This is a genomic window from Frankiales bacterium (assembly GCA_016125335.1).
In the GTDB taxonomy this organism is placed as follows: Bacteria; Actinomycetota; Actinomycetes; order S36-B12; family CAIYMF01; genus Longivirga.
In genome coordinates this window covers 205,640-218,913 of record WGLY01000006.1, presented here as the reverse complement: position 1 = coordinate 218,913, position 13,274 = coordinate 205,640, and the positions used below count along the sequence as shown (strand labels likewise).

Here is a 13,274-nt window from a genome sequence, read left to right as displayed (position 1 = left end):
GGGGGAGGACGCATGGACGAGCCGCGCGGGTACCAGGTCGGCGACGTCGCGAACGGCTACCGGTGGAACGGCACGTCGTGGGAGCCGGTGCCACCGCCTTCCCCCACCTCGGCGGGCGCCCCGCCCCTTCTCCCGCCGCCGGTGATGGGGGTGCCGACCCCCGTGCCGACCACCACGCCCGCCCAGGCGGCCTCGGGCCTGTTCTGGGCCGGGGTCGCCGTGGCCCTGGCGGTGTCGGCGATCACCTACTTCGCCCTGCACTCCGACAGTGGCGGCATCTTCTGGTTCGGCGGGTACTTCCTCACGGTCGGACTGTGGCGCCGCGCGTACGCGCGGGCGAAGGCCGCCGAGTCGCGCTCCGGCACCAGGCTGAGTCAGCCGGCCCGCGCGATCGCTGGAGTGGTGGGCGGAGCGGTGGTCGTGCTCGCGATCGGCATCTCGCTGGCGTGGATCGGCAGCTACAACCAGCCCCACGGGCTGACGGACAAGGTCGGCTCCTGCTGGACGGACAACGGCACCACGGTGTCGCTGGTGGACTGCGCCGATCCCAACGCCGACTACGTCGCGGTGTCGATCGTGTCGACCGGCTCGGAGCGGACCACGTGCCCGTCCGAGGCGATCGGCAGCGTCACCGTGAGCGGGCACCCGGACAGCTCCCTGTGCCTCGACCGGCGGGGTGCGGCCGGCGCCGGCACGCCCTGACGCCCCCGACCTCTCCGCACACCGGACGCGACACCCCCCAGGTGGGGGGTGTCGGCAGTCACGCGCCGTTCCGCTCCACCCGTTCGGGTCAGTTCGTGTCGGACGGTGACCACATGCATGCGCTGCGTCGAGGTCTACGCCGTCCCGCGCGTCCCACAGCGCGCAGAGTCACCCGGAGGTGATCGCCGTCCCAACGGGGGGTGACCGCAGGAACTCACGTGCGCCGCCCACGTCGCGCACCGTGACGTCCGGCGACGAGGTCGAGTGCCGCAAGTTCCGCACATGCCGCGACCCCCCGTGCCACGATGCGCCGGTCCGTTCCCCACCTCCGGAGGAAAGGCTCTCGATGAGGCCCAGAACATGGCTGCGCGCAGGTGCAGCCGCTCTCCTGATCGCCCCGCTCTGCGCGGTCACCGCCGCCAGCGGGGCAGCGGCTGACGACGGTCACTCGCTGACGCTCAAGGAGAAGCTGACCCCGACCTCGACCGTCAGCGCGGACAAGGCGGACACCAGCCGCCTGGCGCAGACCGACCGGTCCCTGCTCGGGCGCAAGGACTCCACGCCCGTGCCGGTGATGATCAAGCTCGACTACGACTCCGTCGCCACCTACGACGGCGGCATCAACGGACTCGCCGCCACCAGCCCGTCCGTCACCGGCCGCTCGCTGCGCGGCTCGTCGACGGAGCGGGCCTACGAGGCCTACATCGGCGGTCGCGAGAAGCACTTCCGCACCGACCTGAAGTCCGCGGTGCCCTCGGCGAAGCTCGGGCGTTCGCTGAAGCTGGTCTACGGCGGTCTCGCGGCAGTGGTGCCGGCCAACCAGATCGACAAGCTCGTCTCGATGCCCGGCGTCGTCGCCGTGCAGAAGGACAGCCTGCGCCACCCGCTCACCGACGCGAGCACGCAGTTCATCGGTGCCGACTCGCTCGACAGCGCGCTCGGCGGCGCGCCCAACGCCGGCAAGGGCGTCATCTTCGGCTCGCTCGACTCGGGCGTCTGGCCGGAGCACCCGTCGTTCGCCGACAACGGCAACCTCTCCGCGCCGCCGGCGAAGGCCGACGGCACGCCGCGCACCTGCGACTTCGGCCCGGACCCGCTGACCAACCAGCCGTTCACGTGCAACAACAAGCTGATCGGCGGCGCGGGCTTCCTGTCCACCTACAACGCGGTGGTCGGCGGCGAGGTCTACGGCGACACCGCGCGCGACTCCGACGGCCACGGCACGCACACCGCGTCCACCGCCGCCGGCGACGTCGTCGCCTCGGCCAAGGTCTTCGGCGTGGAGCGCGGTCCCATCCGCGGTGTCGCGCCGGGCGCCTGGATCTCGGTCTACAAGGTCTGCGGCAAGGACGGCTGCTTCAGCTCGGACTCCGCGGCTGCCGTCCAGCAGGCGATCCTCGACGGCGTCAACGTCATCAACTTCTCGATCTCCGGCGGGTCCAACCCGTACACCGACCCGGTCGAGCTCGCGTTCCTCGACGCCTACGCCGCCGGCGTGTTCGTCGCGGCGTCCGCGGGCAACAGCGGGCCCGGGGCGGGCACGACCGACCACGTGTCGCCGTGGGTCACCACGGTCGCGGCGTCGACCCAGACGCGTGAGTTCTCCTCGACGATCACGTTCCAGTCCGGTGCCGACACGCTGCAGGTCGAGGGCGCCTCGATCATGGGCGGCGTCGCCGACCAGACCCCGGTCGTGATCGCAGGCGACGCGCCGTACAACGACGCGCTGTGCCAGAAGACCGACCCGGCGCCCGATCTCTACGCCGGGAAGATCGTGGTCTGCAAGCGGGGGTCGAACGCCCGCGTCGACAAGGGCTACAACGTCCTGCAGGGCGGCGCCGTGGGGATGATCCTCTACAACCCCACGCTCGCCGACGTCGAGACCGACAACCACTGGCTGCCGGCGGTGCACGTGGCCGACGGCACCGCGATGATGGCGTGGCTCGGGTCGCACAGCGACGTGACCGCGGCCTTCACCCCGGGCGTCAAGAAGGACGGCCAGGGCGACGTCATGGCCTCGTTCTCCTCGCGCGGCCCGGGCGGGCTGGGCATCAAGCCGGACATCACGGCGCCCGGCGTCCAGATCCTCGCGGGCCAGACGCCCACGCCGGACTCCACCACGAGCGGCCCGGCCGGCCAGTACTACCAGGCCATCGCGGGCACCTCGATGTCCTCGCCGCACATCGCGGGCTCGGCCATCCTCGAGAAGGCCCTGCACCCCTCGTGGACGCCGGGGCAGATCAAGTCGGCCCTCATGACGACGGCGAAGACCAGCGTCGTCAAGGAGGACGGCACCACGCCGACCGACCCGTTCGACGACGGCAGCGGGCGCGTCGACCTCACGCAGGCCGACAACCCCGGGCTCACCTTCGACGAGACGGCCGCCAACATGGCGGTGCTCGGCGCCGACAAGGTGCACGCGATCGACCTGAACCTCCCGTCGATCGACGCACCCGTCATGCCGGGCACGGTGACGACGTACCGCACCGCGGTCAACGTCACCAACCGCACGCAGGAGTACCGCGTCTCCACGACCGCGCCGAAGGACAGTTCCATCTCGGTGTGGCCGCGCGAGTTCGAGGTGCGTCCCGGCCGCTCGGTCACGCTGCGGATCACCATCTCGTCGACCGCCCCGACCGCGCAGTACTTCGGCGAGGTCCGGCTCAGCCCCAAGGGCCGGTCCGGCCTGCCGCAGCTGCACCTGCCGGTCGCGTTCGTCCCGCAGCAGGCCGACGTCAACCTGACGAGCACCTGCGACGCGGACACCCTGGTGCACCACGCCACCGCCACCTGCACGATCACGACGACGAACAACTCGCCGTCCGACGCGGTGGTCTCCACGGCGTCGCGGGTCAGCAACAAGCTGCGGATCGTGTCCGTCTCGGGTGCGACGCGCCACGGTGACACCGTGACCGCGCCGACCGTCACCCTCGGCGGGTCGCACCCCGGCGTGCCCACCACCGCAGCGGGCTCGAGTCCGGCGGGCTTCCTGCCCCTGCAGCTGTTCGGGGCGACGCCGGACGCCATCGGCGACGAGGACATCGTCAACTACGACGTGCCCGAGTTCGTCTTCAACGGCCGGACCTACACCAGTGTCGGTGTGGACTCCAACGGCTACCTCGTGGCCGGCGGCGGCACCTCCACCGACAACGACTGCTGCAGCAACGTCGTGATCGGCGACCCGGCGACGCCGAACAACGTGATGGCGCCGTTCTGGACCGACCTCGACGGCACGCACTCCGACGGCATCAGGGCCACCGTCCTGACCGACGGGGTGGACAGCTGGATCGCGATCCAGTGGGACGTCAACGTGTGGGGCACCACCGACACGCGGACCTTCCAGGTGTGGATCGGCGTCAACGGCACGCAGGACGTGTCGTTCACGTACTCCGGCGCGCAGGCCGACCCGAACGGCCAGGCGTGGGCGGTCGGTGCCGAGAACTCCGAGGGCGCGGGCGTGGGCTACGCCTCGCTCCCGGACGGCAGCGACCTCGGGGTCACCAGCACGCCGCCGACGCCGGGCGGGTCGCAGACCTACACGGTGACGGTGCGCGGCCAGGGCCGCGGCACCGGGCGGATCACCAGCTGGATGAACTCGCCCAACGTCTCGGGCACGACCATCGTGTCCAGCGACATCCGGGTCCGGTAGGACCACGACACCAGGAGGGCCCGTCCACGCGGATGCGTGGGCGGGCCCTCCTGCGTGCGCTCTCAGCCCGTCGGGTGCTCGAGGCGGTCGGGCACCACGGACACGACCTCGGGCTGCGCGGCCAGGAGGCCGGCGTCGGACGCGTCGTGCAGGACGACGACGACGCGGCCCGGGGGCAGCTCGCGGACGAGCCGCGCCCCGGGCACGCGCGCCACGACGGCCGCGGCGTCCTCGACCGGCACCGCGAGGGTCGCGATGACGACGGGGGGGACGCGGCCGGCCACGGCTCAGGCGACCGGCACCGGCGGGATCGTCGCGAGCCCCGCAGCGAACCGCTCCGGGCTGACCTCCTCGTCGACCATCCGGCCGTTGAGGTAGTCGTCGTAGGCCGCGAGGTCGAAGTGCCCGTGGCCGCACAGCGCCGTGAGGATCACCGTCTCCTCGCCCGTCTCCTTGGCCTTCATCGCCTCCTGCACCGCGAGCGCGAGCGCGTGCGTCGGCTCCGGCGCCGGGACGATGCCCTCGGTGCGGGCGAACTGCACCGCGGCGGCGAAGCACTCGGTCTGCGGCACCGCTCGCGCCTCCATGAGCCCGAGCTCGTACACGTGGGAGATCAGCGGCGCCATGCCGTGGTAGCGCAGGCCGCCCGCGTGGATCGGGTCGGGGATGAAGTCGTGGCCGAGCGTGTGCATCTTCATCAGCGGCGTCATGCCCGCCGTGTCGCCGAAGTCGTAGGCGTACACGCCGTGCGTGAGCGACGGGCACGACGCCGGCTCCGCCGCGATGATCCGCGGTGACATCCGGCCGGCGAGCTTCTCGCGCAGGAACGGGAACGACAGACCGCCGAAGTTCGAGCCGCCGCCCGTGCAGCCGACGATGTGCGTGGGGGTGTCGCCGGCCTTCGCCAGCTGGAGCAGCGCCTCCTCGCCGATGATCGTCTGGTGCATGAGCACGTGGTTGAGCACGCTGCCCAGCGAGTAGCGCACCGTGGGGTCCGACGCCGCGACCTCGACCGCCTCGGAGATCGCGATGCCGAGCGAGCCGCTCCGGTTGGCGGGGTCGGCCCCGAGCCGCCGCCCGGCCTCGGTGAGGTCGGAGGGCGAGCGGTGCACGGTGCCGCCGAAGGCCTCGATCATGAGCCGCCGGTAGGGCTTGGAGTCGTACGACGACCCCACCTGCCACACCTCGCACTCGAGGCCGTACAGCGCGCAGGCCAGGGCCAGCGCCGTGCCCCACTGGCCGGCTCCGGTCTCGGTGGTGAGCTTCCGGACGCCCGCCTTCTTGTTGTAGTAGGCCTGCGGCACGGCGGTGTTCGGCTTGTGCGAGCCGGCCGGCGAACCGCCCTCGTACTTGTAGTAGATGCGCGCCGGCGTCCCGAGCGCCTCCTCGAGCCGGTGGGCGCGGAAGAGCGGCGAGGGCCTCCACTGGCGGTAGACGTCGAGGACGCCGCCGGGGATCTCGACGTACCGGTCCTGCGAGACCTCCTGGAGGATCAGGTCCATCGGGAACAGCGGCGCGAAGTCGTCCGGGCCGGCCGGCTCGAGCGTGCCCGGGTGCAGCGCGGGCGGCGGCGGGCTCGGCAGGTCCGGGACGAGGTTGTACCAGCGCGTGGGCATCTCGTCCTCGTCGAGCACGTACTTGTGCCGGCGCACGGCGTCGTCCATGGGTCACCCTTCCTCGTCCAATCCCCGTCCGGCACGGTGCCGACACGGGGACCGTAGTGGCGAGGCGGCGTCAGCGCCCGGCGATCGGCCCGCCGGCCGGGACGTCGCGCGGCACGACGATGCGCGCGACGCCGGAGTCGAGGTCGACCCGGCTGCGCGGCGGCGCGGCGTCGCCGGGTTCCTCGCGGTCGAGCTCGACGAACTCGTCGTGCTCCCGCTTGTGCCGCGTGCCCGGGGCGAGGACGAGCCCGAGGGCGTCGAAGCCGATCGCCGCCACGGTGGACGCCTGGGTCGCGGACCCGCGCCGGCGCCGGTGCCGCGACACCGCGGCCTCGACGGCCGCGGCGACGACGAGCAGCACGACCAGCCCCGGAAGGGTCATCGCCGCGAGCATGCTCATCACGCACCGCCCTGCGCCGTGGCGATCGCGTGGATCCGGTGGGCGAGCTCGACGTCGAGCTGGGTGACACCGCCGGCGTCGTGCGTGGTGAGCGCCAGGTCGAGCCGCCGCCACCGCACGTCGATGTCCGGGTGGTGGTTCATCTCCTCGGCCACCACGGCGACCTCGTCGACCACCCGGATCGCCGTGGGGAAGTCGGGCAGGGTGTAGCTGCGGCGCAGCACGTCGACGTCGCCGGACCAGCCGGGCAGGTCGCCGAGCTGGCGGGCGACCTCGTCGAGGTCGAGCCGTCGTGCCACGGACCCAGGGTCGCACGCCCGCGGCCGCATGGCAGAGTCGCCGCGTGAGCGAGCCCACCCACCGCACCGCCGACGGGCGCCTCGTGGTGGTCGCCGCCGCGGTCGAGCGTGCCGGCCGGCTCCTGGCGGCCCGGCGCACCCGGCCCGCGTCGGTGGCCGGGGGCTGGGAGCTGCCGGTCGGCAAGGTCGAGCCGGGGGAGGACCCGGCCAGGGCGCTCGTGCGCGAGCTGCGCGAGGAGCTCGCGGTGGACGCCGAGGTCGTGGGGTCGGTCCCCGGGCCCCTGGCCGGCGACTGGCCGCTGGACGACACGGCGGTGCTGCGCGTCATGCGGGTGCGGATCGGCCGCGACGAACCGGCACCCGCGGTGGCCCACGACGAGGTGCGCTGGCTGGCACCCGACGAGCTCGGCGCGGTCGCCTGGCTCGCACCCGACGTGGCCCCGGCGGCCGCGGCCGCGGCGCGCCTCGACACCTGGGTCGACTTCCCCTCGGGAGCGACGGAGGGCGCCGGCCGCGTGCTGCGCGCGGACCCGCTGCCCGACGGCCGCGTGGGGGTCGTCGTCGACCGCACCCCCTTCCACCCGCTCGACCACGGCTGGCCCGACCAGCCCGGCGACGTCGGCACCCTCGACGGCGCGGCGGTGCTCGACTGCCTCACCGGTGCCGTGGACGACCTCGGCGCCCTGACGGTGGACGCCGCGATCGACGTCCGGCGCGGCGACCCCTCGCGCACCTGGGTGGTCGTGCACGTGGTCGCCGCCGCCGACGCACCCTCGCCGGGCGACGTGGTGGCGCTGCGGGTCGACGCGCAGCGGCGCACGGAGCTGTCGCTGGGGCACTCGGGGTGCCACCTGGCCGCGCTCGCGCTCAACGAGAGCACCGCGCGGTTCTGGGCCAAGGAGCCGCCGCGCCGCGACTCGCGCGGCTTCCCGTTCCTCGACCAGCTCGCGATCCAGGTCTCGCGCATCTCCGCGCGGTCGTCGTACGACGCCTACCGCGCCGGTCGGTCGCTGCGCAAGGCGGGCTTCGACGCCGCCGCGTTCCTCGAGGAGCGCGAGGCGGTGGTGGCGCAGGCGCACGGGCTGCTCGACGCGTGGGTGGGCCTCGACGCCGTCAGCCGCGTCGACGTCGACGGCGACCCCACGCTGTCGGCCCGGCGCCGCTGGGTCTGCGACGTGCCGGGCGGGCCGGCCCTGATCCCGTGCGGGGGCACGCACGTGGCGCGCACGGGCCGGCTGGGGCGGGTGCGGCTGGGGCTCGAGCCCACGGACGAGGGCTTCGAGGTGCGCACCACGGTCGGCTGAGCGGCCCCCGGACGCGGCCGGCGCCGCTCGCGACGGTCGGGAGGCCCCCGCGGCGCCGGTAGACTCACGGACCGATCCCCGCTCGAGATTCCCGAGGTCCCCCATGCCTGCCCACGGCCCGGCCGTCCGTCACGACCTGCGCAACGTCGCGATCATCGCGCACGTCGACCACGGCAAGACCACGCTCGTCGACGCCATGCTGTGGCAGTCGGGCGCCTTCACCGCGCACCAGGCCGAGGAGGGATCGGTCCAGGAGCGGGTGATGGACTCGATGGACCTCGAGCGCGAGAAGGGGATCACGATCCTCGCCAAGAACACCACGGTGCGGTACTCCGGCGAGGGCGCACCCGAGGGCGGGGTGCTGTTCAACATCATCGACACCCCCGGCCACGCGGACTTCGGCGGCGAGGTCGAGCGCGGCCTCGAGATGGTCGACGCCGTGCTCCTGCTCGTCGACGCGAGCGAGGGCCCGCTCCCGCAGACCCGCTTCGTGCTGCGCAAGGCGCTGCAGAAGCGGCTCCCGGTGATCCTGCTGGTGAACAAGGTCGACCGGCCCGACGCCCGCATCGCGGAGGTCGTGGACGAGACCTACGAGCTGTTCTTCGACCTCGACGCCGCCGAGGACCAGATCGACTTCCCCGTCGTGTACGCCTCGGCCAAGGCCGGCCGCGCCTCGCTCAACCGCCCCGAGGACGGCGGCATGCCGGACAGCGAGGACCTCGTGCCGCTGTTCCGCACCCTGCTCGACACGGTGCCGGCGCCGTCGTACGACCCGGACCTCCCGCTCCAGGCGCACGTGACCAACCTGGACTCCTCGCCCTACCTCGGGCGCCTGGCCCTGTGCCGGGTGCACTCGGGCACGCTGCGCAAGGGCCAGCAGGTGGCCTGGTGCCGGCAGGACGGCTCGATCGAGCGGGTCAAGGTCACCGAGCTGCTCACCACCGAGGCGCTCGAGCGGGTGCCGGCGGAGAGCGCCGGCCCGGGAGAGATCGTCGCCATCGCGGGCATCTCGGAGATCACCATCGGCGAGACCCTGGCCGACCCCGACGACCCGCGCCCGCTGCCGCTCATCACCGTCGACGAGCCGTCCATCTCCATGACCATCGGCATCAACACCTCGCCACTGGCCGGGCAGAGCGGCAGCAAGCTCACCGCCCGCCTGGTCAAGAACCGGCTCGACGCCGAGCTCGTGGGCAACGTGTCGATCCGCGTGCTGCCCACCGAGCGGCCCGACACCTGGGAGGTGCAGGGCCGCGGCGAGCTCCAGCTCGCGATCCTCGTGGAGATCATGCGCCGCGAGGGCTTCGAGCTCACCGTCGGCAAGCCCCAGGTGGTCACCCGCGTCGTGGACGGTCGCGTCCACGAGCCCATGGAGCACCTCACCGTCGACATCCCCGAGGACTACCTCGGCGTCGTCACCCAGCTGATGGCGCTGCGCAAGGGCCGCATGGAGCAGATGGTCAACCACGGCACCGGCTGGGTGCGGATGGAGTACATCGTGCCCGCGCGCGGGCTGATCGGGTTCCGCACCGAGTTCCTCACCGAGACCCGGGGGACCGGGCTGCTGCACCACGTGTTCCACAAGTACGAGCCCTGGCACGGCGAGCTGCGCACCCGGCCGACCGGCTCGCTGGTGGCCGACCGGCGCGGTCCCACGACCGGGTTCGCCCTGGCCAACCTCCAGGAGCGCGGGACCCTGTTCGTCGGGCCCGGCACCGAGGTCTACGAGGGCATGATCATCGGCGAGAACTCCCGGGCCGACGACATGGACGTCAACCCCACCAAGGAGAAGAAGCTCACCAACATGCGCCAGTCCTCCGGCGACGTGCTGGTGCCGCTCATCCCGCACAAGCAGATGTCGATGGAGCAGGCCCTCGAGTTCTGCCGCGAGGACGAGTGCATGGAGGTCACGCCGGCCACGGTGCGCATCCGCAAGGTGGTGCTCGACCAGACCGAGCGGGGCCGCGCGGCCGCCCGGGCCAAGCGCGGCAGCTGACCGCGCACCGGCCCCGGAGCCGGTACGGATAGAGGTCGCGGCCCTCGCCGGGCATCCGTTCAGCGGACGCCGTGGGGGGTGACCTGGCACGACGCCGGGAACCGCCCCGCGAGGGCCTCCGGAGGGCGTCGTCGCTGGTCGCGCGTTACGACGAGGGGTCCGGCAGGTGTCGGAAAGGTCCCGATTCCACCCGAGGCGGTCACGATCCGGTCACGGGCAGGGGTGGCGCTTTCTCGACCCCCTCGCATGACGTAGGTTTCGCGAGGTCTGAGGTGTGGGGGACGCCACGAACCCCGAGTCGGCGGTCGTCCCGCGGACCCACGTCCTGACAGCAAGATCTCCGGGATTCGGACAGGAAGGCGCCTCGTTCTCCATGGCCACTGCCCTCGACACCGAGCCCTCGGCCCCGACCGAGAGCCCCGTCCCTGAGGAGATCCAGGGCCGCTCGCTGTCGGCGATCGCCTGGGGCCGGTTCCGTCGGGACAAGGTGGGCATGTGGGCCCTCGGCGTCCTGATCTTCCTGCTCCTCGCGGCGCTGCTCGCGCCGGTCATCACCAACCTCATGGGCCTCGACCCCTACTCGCTGAACCCGGACGCCCTCGACAAGGCCAACGGCGGCGTCCCGGCCGGCTGCGGCCTGCCCGACTCGGGCTTCTTCTGCGGCATCTCGTGGGAGCACCCGTTCGGCGTCGAGCCCGGCACCGGGCGCGACCTGTTCGCGCGCATGCTCTACGGCCTGCGCATCTCGCTGCTCATCGCGTTCTCGGCCACGACGATGACCGTCCTGCTCGGCACGCTGTTCGGCACGATCTCCGGCTACCTCGGCGGGCGCACCGACAACGTCATCGGCCGGTTCATGGACCTGATCCTGGCCTTCCCCCAGCTGCTGATCATCCTGGCGCTGTCCGGGGTGCTCACCCAGCGGCTCGAGGCGCTCGGGGTGCCGGAGGGCAACCCGGCCCGCATCACCTACCTGATCCTCGTGCTCAGCGTCTTCGGCTGGCCCTACCTCGCCCGCATCGTGCGCGGCCAGGTGCTCAGCGTCCGGGAGCGCGAGTTCGTCGAGGCGTCGGTGGCCATGGGCTCGGGCACGCGCCGGATCCTGTTCAAGGAGATCCTGCCGAACCTGTGGGCGCCGATCATGATCTACGCGACGCTCACGCTGCCGACCTTCATCGCGACCGAGGCGGCTCTGTCGTTCCTCGGCGTGGGCCTGCTGCCGCCGACCCCCAGCTTCGGCGCCACCCTGGCGGACTCCGTCACCTACATGAGCATCATCCCGTCCTACCTCCTCATCCCGGGCACGCTGCTCGCGATCCTCGTCGTGGCCTTCAACCTGGTCGGCGACTCGGTGCGCGACGCGCTCGACCCCCGGGCCGGACGGGTCTGACCGATGAGGAGATCACCCGATGTCCGCGCGCGCCGGGCGGGGCGAACCCCTGCTCTTCTCGCGCGGCTCACATGCCGAGGCTCGGACCTCGGCGGACAACCAGGAGGAGAAATGGGCAAGGCCAGGCCGGGCGTGCGCGCTGCCGTGGTCCTCGCAGTGGGAGCGCTAGCGCTCTCGGCCTGCGGTGGCGGCAGCAGCGCGAGCCCTAGCGGCTCGGAGTCGTCGGGGGCAGCCGGTACCCCGACGAAGGGTGGGAAGATCACCTACCTCGAGATCGGCGAGCAGTTCAACAACGTCGACCCCCAGCGGGTGTACACCGGTGAGGACCTCGCGTTCTTCTCCGGGACGATCTTCCGCACGCTGACGGCGTACAAGTTCTCGCACGACCCCAAGGAGGGCACCTCCGTCGTGCCCGACCTCGCCACCGACACGGGCACCGTGGCCGACGGCGGCAAGACGTGGAGCTTCACGCTCCGCGACGGGGTGACGTTCGAGACCGGTGACCCGATCACCTGCGCCGACATCGCCTACGGCGTCTCGCGCACGTTCGCCACCGACGTCATCACCAACGGCCCGCAGTACGCGGTGTCGATGCTCGACATCCCGGACGACCCCAAGGGCGGCTCGGCGTACAAGGGCCCGTACAAGAAGACGGGCCAGGACCTGTTCGACAAGGCCGTCACCTGCTCCGCCGACGGCAAGACGATCACGTTCCACCTCAAGAACCCGGTCCCGGACTTCAACTACACGGTGACGCTCTCGGCGTTCGCCCCGGTCCCGAAGTCGGCCGACACGGGTGAGAAGTACGACGACCACCCCGTCTCCTCGGGCCCGTACAAGATCCAGACGTACAAGAAGGGCAAGGGCGGCCAGTTCATCCTGGTGCGCAACGACAAGTGGTCGCAGGACAGCGACCCGTACCGTCACGCGTACCCGGACTCGTGGGAGGTCGACTTCGGCCTCGACCCGGCGGTCATCGACCAGCGCCTCATCGCGGGCGCGGCGGCCGACCAGACGGCGATCTCCACGTCCCTGACGCCGCAGTCGCTCCCGATCGTGTTCAACGACCCGAAGTTCGCGGACCGTCGCACGAACGAGTTCGACCCCTACGTCCGCTACTTCGCGGTCAACGTGAACAAGGTCCCGGACGTCAAGGTCCGCACGGCCATCGCGGTCGCCCTCGACCGTGACGCGCTGCTCACCAACGCCGGTGGTGCCTACGCCGGTGACCTGGCGGACGGCGTGATCAAGCCGAACATCGGTATCGACTACGCCCCGACCGGGATGTGGGACGGGCTGCTCGGCAAGACGATCCCGGCGACGGGTGACCCCGACTACGCCAAGCAGCTGATCCAGGAGTCCGGCAAGCCGGCTCCGACGATCACGTTCGACTACCCGCAGACGCCGACCAACGACAAGGCCGCCGCGATCATCGTGTCGTCCGAGGCTCGTGCCGGCATCACGGTCAAGCCGAACCCGATCGAGGCCGGTCAGTACTACGGCGTCGTCTTCGACCCGCAGAAGGCGCACGAGCTGATCAACGCCGGTTGGGGTCCCGACTGGCCGAACGCCTCGACGGTCATCCCCGAGCTGTTCACCCCGTCCGGTGGCTTCAACCTCTCGCAGGCCAACGACAAGGCGTTCAACGACGCGTCGCAGGCTGCCAAGGTCGAGCTCGACCGCACCAAGCAGGCGGCGGACTGGCAGGCGCTCAACAAGGAGGCCATGAAGAACGTCTGGGCGATCCCGACCCGCTTCGGGCGCGACCAGCGTCTTCCCGGCGCGCTGATCGGCAACGCGTACCTCTGGCCCGCCTACGGCTCGTGGCCGTACGGCGACATGTACGTCAAGTCGTCCTGATCGACAGGTC

10 protein-coding genes are annotated in these 13,274 nt (G+C 71.9%); 6 read left to right on the top strand and 4 right to left on the bottom strand.

The window, feature by feature from the left end; all coding sequences use genetic code 11:
- The first annotated feature begins 12 nt into the window (after nucleotides 1-12).
- Nucleotides 13-702, top strand: coding sequence for a hypothetical protein (locus GC157_04585; GenBank protein ID MBI1376746.1), 690 nt, complete (start codon nucleotides 13-15; stop codon nucleotides 700-702).
- A gap of 346 nt (nucleotides 703-1,048) precedes the next feature.
- The gene (locus tag GC157_04580; GenBank protein ID MBI1376745.1) at nucleotides 1,049-4,351 is read left to right on the top strand and encodes a S8 family serine peptidase; all 3,303 of its coding nucleotides are present in this window, start codon (nucleotides 1,049-1,051) and stop codon (nucleotides 4,349-4,351) included.
- Nucleotides 4,352-4,413: 62 nt separating this feature from the next.
- Here the strand turns inward: GC157_04580 and GC157_04575 are convergent, their stop codons facing one another.
- The 4 genes from GC157_04575 to GC157_04560 all read right to left on the bottom strand — a co-directional run bounded on the left by GC157_04575 (nucleotide 4,414) and on the right by GC157_04560 (nucleotide 6,744).
- Nucleotides 4,414-4,635: a hypothetical protein gene (locus tag GC157_04575; GenBank protein ID MBI1376744.1), complete on the bottom strand. Its 222-nt coding sequence runs from the start codon at nucleotides 4,633-4,635 to the stop codon at nucleotides 4,414-4,416.
- Between the two features lie 3 nt (nucleotides 4,636-4,638).
- Nucleotides 4,639-6,015: a TrpB-like pyridoxal phosphate-dependent enzyme gene (locus GC157_04570; protein MBI1376743.1), complete on the bottom strand. Its 1,377-nt coding sequence runs from the start codon at nucleotides 6,013-6,015 to the stop codon at nucleotides 4,639-4,641.
- A gap of 70 nt (nucleotides 6,016-6,085) precedes the next feature.
- On the bottom strand, nucleotides 6,086-6,415 hold the full coding sequence (locus GC157_04565) for a hypothetical protein (protein MBI1376742.1): 330 nt from the start codon (nucleotides 6,413-6,415) through the stop codon (nucleotides 6,086-6,088).
- Nucleotides 6,415-6,744 (bottom strand): 4a-hydroxytetrahydrobiopterin dehydratase, encoded by a 330-nt coding sequence (locus GC157_04560; GenBank protein ID MBI1376741.1) that lies wholly within the window; start codon nucleotides 6,742-6,744, stop codon nucleotides 6,415-6,417. Before GC157_04560 ends, GC157_04565 begins: the two co-directional genes overlap by 1 nt.
- On the opposite strand from GC157_04560, the gene GC157_04555 reads away from it, so the two are divergent.
- From GC157_04555 to GC157_04540, 4 genes are all read left to right on the top strand, one after another.
- Entirely contained in the window at nucleotides 6,708-8,018 is a 1,311-nt protein-coding gene (locus GC157_04555; protein MBI1376740.1) for an NUDIX domain-containing protein, read from the top strand. The two genes, GC157_04560 and GC157_04555, sit on opposite strands and share 37 nt — an antisense overlap.
- A 103-nt stretch (nucleotides 8,019-8,121) precedes the next feature.
- Nucleotides 8,122-10,014, top strand: a complete 1,893-nt coding sequence (typA, locus tag GC157_04550) for a translational GTPase TypA (GenBank protein ID MBI1376739.1) — start codon at nucleotides 8,122-8,124, stop codon at nucleotides 10,012-10,014.
- A 373-nt stretch (nucleotides 10,015-10,387) separates the two neighbouring features.
- Complete coding sequence (locus GC157_04545; protein ID MBI1376738.1) at nucleotides 10,388-11,404, top strand: ABC transporter permease subunit; 1,017 nt, start codon at nucleotides 10,388-10,390, stop codon at nucleotides 11,402-11,404.
- Between the two features lie 3 nt (nucleotides 11,405-11,407).
- Nucleotides 11,408-13,264 carry a hypothetical protein gene (locus tag GC157_04540; protein MBI1376737.1) on the top strand — a complete coding sequence of 619 codons (1,857 nt, stop codon included), beginning with the start codon at nucleotides 11,408-11,410 and terminating at the stop codon, nucleotides 13,262-13,264.
- Nucleotides 13,265-13,274: the final 10 nt, after the last annotated feature.

What these genes read in the sequence shown, in the direction of transcription:
- GC157_04585 (MBI1376746.1), top strand. Translation starts at nt 13, where the DNA reads ATGGACGAGCCGCGCGGGTACCAGGTCGGCGACGTCGCGAACGGCTAC.
- GC157_04580 (MBI1376745.1), top strand. Translation starts at nt 1,049, where the DNA reads ATGAGGCCCAGAACATGGCTGCGCGCAGGTGCAGCCGCTCTCCTGATC.
- GC157_04570 (MBI1376743.1), bottom strand. Translation starts at nt 6,015, where the DNA reads ATGGACGACGCCGTGCGCCGGCACAAGTACGTGCTCGACGAGGACGAG.
- GC157_04565 (MBI1376742.1), bottom strand. Translation starts at nt 6,415, where the DNA reads ATGAGCATGCTCGCGGCGATGACCCTTCCGGGGCTGGTCGTGCTGCTC.
- GC157_04560 (MBI1376741.1), bottom strand. Translation starts at nt 6,744, where the DNA reads ATGCGGCCGCGGGCGTGCGACCCTGGGTCCGTGGCACGACGGCTCGAC.
- typA (MBI1376739.1), top strand. Translation starts at nt 8,122, where the DNA reads ATGCCTGCCCACGGCCCGGCCGTCCGTCACGACCTGCGCAACGTCGCG.
- GC157_04545 (MBI1376738.1), top strand. Translation starts at nt 10,388, where the DNA reads ATGGCCACTGCCCTCGACACCGAGCCCTCGGCCCCGACCGAGAGCCCC.
- GC157_04540 (MBI1376737.1), top strand. Translation starts at nt 11,408, where the DNA reads ATGAGGAGATCACCCGATGTCCGCGCGCGCCGGGCGGGGCGAACCCCT.